Raw genomic sequence first — 6,214 nt, 5'->3', positions numbered from 1 at the left:
GAGTCGGGCGTCCCGGAGTCGGGCGTCCCGGAGTCGGGCGTCCCGGAGTCGGGCGTCCCGGAGTCGGGCGTCCCGGAGTCGGGCGTCCCGGAATCAGGAGTCCCGGAGTCGGGCGTCCCGGAATCAGGAGTCCCGGAGTCGGGCGTTCCCGAATCGGGCCTCCCGGCGTCGGGCGTTCCCGAATCGGACGTGTCTGGAGGCGGCTCACCACAAGCCGCCAGGGCGAACACCGTGAGCACCACACCAATCCGACTGCGCATGGAAGAATCCCTTCGCGTTACTGGATGGAAGACAGCTCTTGAAATGAAGGAGGGAGTGCAAATACGACCGCGCCCTCCTGCCAGACTGTGGCACGAGGGCGCGGAAGCGGAACATGGAAGCGTCAGGAGTTAGTACTGACCCTTCAGGGAGACGTTGGCGTAGGTGCTGTACGCACGCAGCTGGGCGTACCAGCGGCCCGGCTGCGGGTTGTACATGGTGCAGATCTCATTGTTGCCGGCGCGCATCGGGCGGCAGTCGTAGTCCACCGTGGTCGGCAGGTTGTTGTAGCGGACGTAGAGGTCCGCATCACCCGTGCCGCCGGAGATGGAGAAGGTCACCGACGCCATACCCGCGGGCACGTCGAGGAAGAAGCTCTTCACGCCGTTGGTGCCGTCGCCGACGCTCACCGGGGTGCCGTTGGCCAGCGGGGTGGCGTTGTTGCGCGTGCCGGTGAAGAGGAGCAGGTTGGGCGAGCCGGCGCCGGCGTCGGTGATCTTCCCCACGCTGGCGCTGGTCGTCAGCTGCGTCGCCACGCTGTTGGCCGCGACGCCCTTGGCCAGCAGCAGCGCCGCCGCGCCCGCCACGTGCGGCGAGGCCATGGAGGTGCCGCTGATGGTGTTGGTGGCGGTGTCGCTGCCGATCCACGCCGAGGTGATGTTCAGACCCGGAGCGTAGATGTCCAGGCAGGGGCCGTAGTTGGAGAACGAGGCGCGCGCGTCGCCGATGGTGCTGGCGCCCACGGTGATGGCCGCCGGGATGTGGGCGGGCGAGAAGCCGCAGGCATCCGCGTTGCTGTTGCCCGCCGCCACCGCGTACACCACGCCGGAGTTCACCGAGTTGGTGAGCGCGGTATCCAGCGCCGGGTCGATGCCGCCGCCCAGGCTCATGTTGGCCACGGCGGGCTTCTGGGCATTGCCCGTCACCCAGTCCACGCCGGCGACGACGCCCGCGTAGCTGCCGGAGCCGGTGCAGCTCAGCACGCGCACGCCGTGCAGCCGGACCTTCTTGGCCACGCCGTACGTCTTGCCGCCCACCGTGCCGGCCACGTGCGTGCCATGGCCGTTGCAGTCATTGCCGTTCTGGCCGTCGCCGATGGCGTCGTAGTCCTTGGTGGCACGTCCCTCGAACTCGGAGTGGGTGGAGAGGATGCCGGTGTCGATGATGTACGCGTGGACGGTCGCGGCGTCCGTGTCATACACATACTGATTGTCCAGCGGCAGGCTGTCCTGGTCGGTGCGGTCGAGGCCCCAGGTCGGGCTGGGCTGGGTGGTGGCCAGCTCCACCACGCCGTTCTCCTCCACGTAGGCCACGTTCGGGTTGTTGGCCAGGGCGCGCGCCTGCGCCTCGGTGGCGCGCATCATGAAGCCGCGCAGGGCGTGCTCGTACGTCTCCGCCACCTTACCGCCGTGCTGCTGAACCAGGCCGGCGGCCACCGCGCTCATCGCCGTCAGGCCGCGGGCCGGCTTCTCCTTCAGCACGACGATGTACTCGCCCGGAATGGCCCGCTCGGACTTCAGGAACTGGCCCTGCGCACGGGTCACCACCTGGGACGTCTCCGCCTGCTGGGGCTCGGAGGCCGGACCACACGCCACCACCGCCATGCAGGCGCCCATCAGCGTCATCTTCACGTTCTTCATCTGCTCTCCCTTTTGGAATGGATGCTACGGACGGCGCTGGCCGCTGCCCGCGCCAGAGCTTCTCCCTCGGGTGGTGAAAACACTCCTCGAGAGCTGGGGGGAGCCCTGGCGCGCTCCCCCCGTGAATCAGGCTTGTGCGCGGGCTCCGGGGGAGCCCCCGCGTCTCAGATGCCGATACCGCCGCTGCCCGGAGGCACCAGCTTCAGCAGGAAGGCGTCGTGGCTGCCCTTGTTGGTCTGTCCCTGGAACAGGCTTCCCGAGCTGTAGCCCACCACGTAGATGGTGCCGTTCGCGTCCACGGCCACCGCGGAGGGGTGGTCATCCATGCTCGAGCCAATCTGGAACACCTGCGGGTTCAGCCCGTTCGAGTCCAGCTTGATCACGAAGATGTCGTAGTCGCCCTGGGGCTGCACGAGCGGGTCGACGGAACCGAGCGTCTCGCCCACCACGTAGATGTTGCCCTGGGCGTCCTGCGTCATGTCCGTCACCCACTCGCTCTCCGCCGAGCCGAACTGCTGGGTCCAGAGGATGGCGCGGGTGTTCTTGTCCAGCATGCGCACCACCGCGTCCTGCTGGCCGAACTGCTGCTTTCCGAGCAGCGCATACGTCGAGCCGGCCATCAGCAGGTTGTTCCCATCGAGGGGGGAGATGGACAGGGCCGCCGCCATGTCCAGGGAGACGATGGACTGCTGGCTGTACCAGCCCGTGGCTCCGCTCGGGGTGAGCTGCTTCACGTACATGCCGCGCGAGGTGCCATTGGGGTTGGCGCCGGACACGTAGATGTTCGCCGAGCTGTCGACGGTCAGGCCCGGCAGCACATCCGACGCCGAGGTGTTGTACAACACCTCCCACGCGGGCGTCAGCGTCGGCGTCCCGTTGGTGGCGGTTCCCCGGTTCAGCTTGAGGACGAAGGGATCCTCCCAGGCCTCCACGTAGTTGCTGGGGATATAGGTGTCGGTGTGCCCGCTGACGATGAGCGCCCCGTTCGGGTCCACGGCCAGCCGCACCGGGTGCTCCGGACGCTGATGGCCGAACTGGAAGATCTTCTTCGAGTTGGTGGCGTCCACCCAGCCGGCGAGGGTGTCGAACTGTCCCGCGTTGGGGGTGGCATTGAACGAGCCGGTGGTCCGGCCCGTGAAGTAGATGTCCTGGGAGCTCGGGCTGAGCGCGAGCGCCTCCACGACTTCCGCGCTGAGGCTGGAGTCGATGCTGATCTTGTCCAGCAGGAACAGGTTCGAATCGTAGCGCATGATGATGCCGCGCGCGTTGCCGGACGGGTCCACGCTCGCCATGCCCAGCAGACCATTCTCATAACCGGCGACGAGCACGTTCCCCGTGGAGGGCTCCACCACCACGTCATTCAACTCATCGCTGTTGACCGTTCCCGGCAGCATGATGCCCGTGGCCGACCAGCCGGGCGAGGAGGACTGCGGAGTGCTCTGCCTGGGCAGCTCCTCCTGCTGGGGCTCCGCCGCACCCTGCTGGGGCTCCGCCGTACCACAACCGGCGCCGAGCACGCCCACTGCCACCATCGTGAGGATTCTTCCGCGTGGACCCACAACAGACATGATCATCTCTCCCAATCAGGGCTTGCTGGTCTGGTTCTGCGCCTGCAGGCTCAACTCGCGCTCCTTGGCCAGGCGGCGCTGGTTGTGCTCCGCGAAGTACTCGAGCATCTTCTCCAGCCGCGTCCCGCGAGCCTCGCCCACCAGGGCCAGGGCCCGCTCGGGCGCCTGCGCCGAGTAGATTTCGTAGAGCTCCATCTTGGACGCGGCCAGCGAGCGCTTGACGTCCACCGGCATGTCCGCGGTGAAGGAGTCCTCGAGAATGATCTGCTCCACTTCGGCGAGCAGGTCCTTGCGCTCGGGGTGCTCCTTCCAGTCCATGGCCTCGCGCAGGTAGTCGATCTCCATCAGCCGCTTGACGTTGCTCTCCGTCGTGTCCTTGCGGTCCGCGGGGTGCAGCAGATCATTGCGCACCTTCTCGAGCATGGCCTTGTCGGCCAGCAGCTTGCGGTAGTCCTCGCGAGTGACGGAGTCGAGCAGGACGTGCTCGCGGAAGTAGTCGAACTGGGCGAGCTTGGGCTCCTTCTTGAAGAGCTTCTGCTTCAGGATGTCCGTCGAGGTGGTGAACTCGCCATGCTCACCCTCGTCCTCGGGCAGGTTCACCGGGGTCTCGGGACTGGCGAGCAAGGGGGGAACGGAGGGCTGGGCCGGCGCGGCGGGCTTGGACTCGGGGGCGGGCTCCACCTTGGCGGGGCGGGCGGCCACGGCCTCGGGAGCGGGGGGCACCTCGACCGGCCCGGACAGGGCAATCTTCACCGCGATGACCGCGAGCACCGTCAGCACCGCGACGATGAGTGTATTGCGAAGGACCTTCATCGGCTCTCACGCCTCCAGGAATGCGAGAACACGGACAACATCACCCGCCCCGTGAGGGGCGGGGTACTGCGAACCCGGGAGGGGTCCGGTGCCCCGAGGGAGACCGGACCCACCCGACCGCGCACCGTGGACTACGGGATGGAGTGCGCGGGGACGCCGCGGTACAGGATGACGCGGTTCATGTAGCCCACGTCATCGTTCTGGAAGCGCGAGGAGCCCACCAGGTAGCCCTGCGCCACCAGCACGTTGGACACCAGGCCCTCGGACACCGGGCGCACGTTGTAGACCTTGCCGAAGTGCTCGGTCTTCTCGATGCTCACGATGGTGTCGCGCGAGCCATCCGCCTTCACCAGCTCATGGCCGACCTTCAGCGTCCGGGCCTTCACCATGCGGCCCTCGCCGTTGATGACCGGGTGCTCGTCCGTGACGCGCAGCTGGCCGCCGCTCTCCGTGGTGATGACGTAGATGTTGTGCTTCGTGTCGCGCGTCTCCACCGTGTAGCCGTAGGTGGAGTTCTTCTTCATCTTGACGTTGTCCAGCGTGGAGTCGTCGGACAGGGTGATGAGGTCCTCGCGGCGCGCGTTGAGGGCGTCGAGGATGGACACGTACCCGCCCTCGAAGAGGATCTCCTGGTCCGGCGTGTAGCAGCTCGCCTCGCAGTAGCCGTTCACGTAGTAGGTGGACGACATGGACGACACGGTGCCCGTGGCCGAGGAGTAGAGGCCGCAGTCGTTGGTGTCGGTCGGGTGCGGCCAGAGCTGGTGGTTGCTCGCGTCGCTCAGGTCCGCGGTGGTGCCGAACGTGGGGTAGAGCGGGCGGGCGCGCTTGCGCGTCGCATCGCGCGTCCACTTGTTGTAGCCCCAGGTGTCGAGGCTCTGGGTCGTGCCTCCGCTCAGGTACAGGGTATTGATATACGAGTAGTTGATCTCGAAGTTGTAGTTCGGACCCGAGAACGAGCCCTCACCCAGCGGGTTACGGACGGGGTCCGTCTCCTGATAGTCGACGAGGTTGCCACCGTTCGACGCGGGAATCCCCGTGTCGAACCCGAAGCTCGGGCTCCCCACGTTCTTGAGCAGGCCGCACTTGCGGGCCCACTCGATGCGCGCTGCGGCCTTGGTCACATCCAGGCTGTCCGCGCTGCAGCGCTGCAGGAGGATCGGCTGCGCCTCCGCCATGGTGGGCAGCAGCATCACGGCGCTCAGGATGACGAACCCACCCCAGAATGTCTTGCTCATGCTGACTCCTTGCAATGAATGAACGACCCGCCTCGGTTGCTTCAGACGGACCACTGCTTCCCAATGCCGCTGCATGCGGCGCTTGAGTTCCGTTGAGAGCCTGCTTCCCAGGGATGACAACCCTTCGTGGAAGCACGGCACCAGGTTGATTTACGGGTTTTGCCTTCACGGACGGTTCTACACGTTTTCCCTGGGAGTGTCATCCAAAATTTGTAGAGAATCAAAAGTTCGCGGCCCTTCCGGCGATGGCGCACTATTCCGGTACTGCTATATCCATGCGCGGAAGGAGGCCCTGGCCAATGACATGCCAACCCGGGGTGGAGAGAAGCCCTGGCCTGTCGGCGCCTGTCGGGCAGCACACCCGCGGATGGGTCACGGATATGTGAGAAGGGGTCGCCATGGCTCCGAGCGAGACCGGGGCCACTCCGCGTGGGAGGGCCTGCCAGGGTCATCGAGCAGGGGAACTGCATGGGCTTGCCACACGCGGCCGGGAGGGTCCCGCGCCGCGCGAGGTCCAATCACTTCACTGCCGTCTCCCCACCGGCGGCCCCTCCCGTGGGGAGGAGGGGCCGCCTGGTGGCGAGACGAGACGGCCAGCCGTTAGTGCGCGTCGGCCGTGAGGAGCTGCTCCTCGGCGGTCGGCGGGGGCGGCGCCATCTCGAACATGATTTTGGAATTGTGTTTTGTTGGGTTTTTGTGT

At 66.6% G+C, this 6,214-nt stretch carries 4 protein-coding genes and 1 pseudogene; all 5 read right to left on the bottom strand.

From position 1 onward, the window contains the following. Nucleotides 1–51, bottom strand: a pseudogene (locus ACJ8AT_RS27965) (hypothetical protein); the annotation flags it as partial. A 338-nt stretch (nt 52–389) separates the two neighbouring features. Next, nucleotides 390–1,898, bottom strand: coding sequence for a S8 family peptidase (locus tag ACJ8AT_RS27960; RefSeq protein WP_407740939.1), 1,509 nt, complete (start codon nt 1,896–1,898; stop codon nt 390–392). Between the two features lie 164 nt (nt 1,899–2,062). Further along, nucleotides 2,063–3,430, bottom strand: a complete 1,368-nt coding sequence (locus ACJ8AT_RS27955) for an SBBP repeat-containing protein (protein ID WP_407740938.1) — start codon at nt 3,428–3,430, stop codon at nt 2,063–2,065. 51 nt (nt 3,431–3,481) lie between these two features. Further along, nucleotides 3,482–4,279 (bottom strand): hypothetical protein, encoded by a 798-nt coding sequence (locus ACJ8AT_RS27950; protein ID WP_407740937.1) that lies wholly within the window; start codon nt 4,277–4,279, stop codon nt 3,482–3,484. A gap of 131 nt (nt 4,280–4,410) precedes the next feature. Then, nucleotides 4,411–5,514 (bottom strand): Hint domain-containing protein, encoded by a 1,104-nt coding sequence (locus tag ACJ8AT_RS27945; protein ID WP_407740936.1) that lies wholly within the window; start codon nt 5,512–5,514, stop codon nt 4,411–4,413. Nucleotides 5,515–6,214 lie beyond the last annotated feature (700 nt).

The sequence above is a fragment of the Hyalangium sp. genome (genome assembly GCF_045802625.1).
Taxonomy (GTDB): Bacteria; Myxococcota; Myxococcia; order Myxococcales; family Myxococcaceae; genus Hyalangium.
Note: the sequence above shows the minus strand (reverse complement) of the source record. Positions and strands in the feature narration are given on the sequence as shown.

Bases quoted from the DNA above. Each gene is read 5' to 3' on its own strand.
- ACJ8AT_RS27950 (WP_407740937.1), bottom strand. From the start codon at position 4,279: ATGAAGGTCCTTCGCAATACACTCATCGTCGCGGTGCTGACGGTGCTC.
- ACJ8AT_RS27955 (WP_407740938.1), bottom strand. From the start codon at position 3,430: ATGGTGGCAGTGGGCGTGCTCGGCGCCGGTTGTGGTACGGCGGAGCCC.
- ACJ8AT_RS27960 (WP_407740939.1), bottom strand. From the start codon at position 1,898: ATGAAGAACGTGAAGATGACGCTGATGGGCGCCTGCATGGCGGTGGTG.
- ACJ8AT_RS27945 (WP_407740936.1), bottom strand. From the start codon at position 5,514: ATGAGCAAGACATTCTGGGGTGGGTTCGTCATCCTGAGCGCCGTGATG.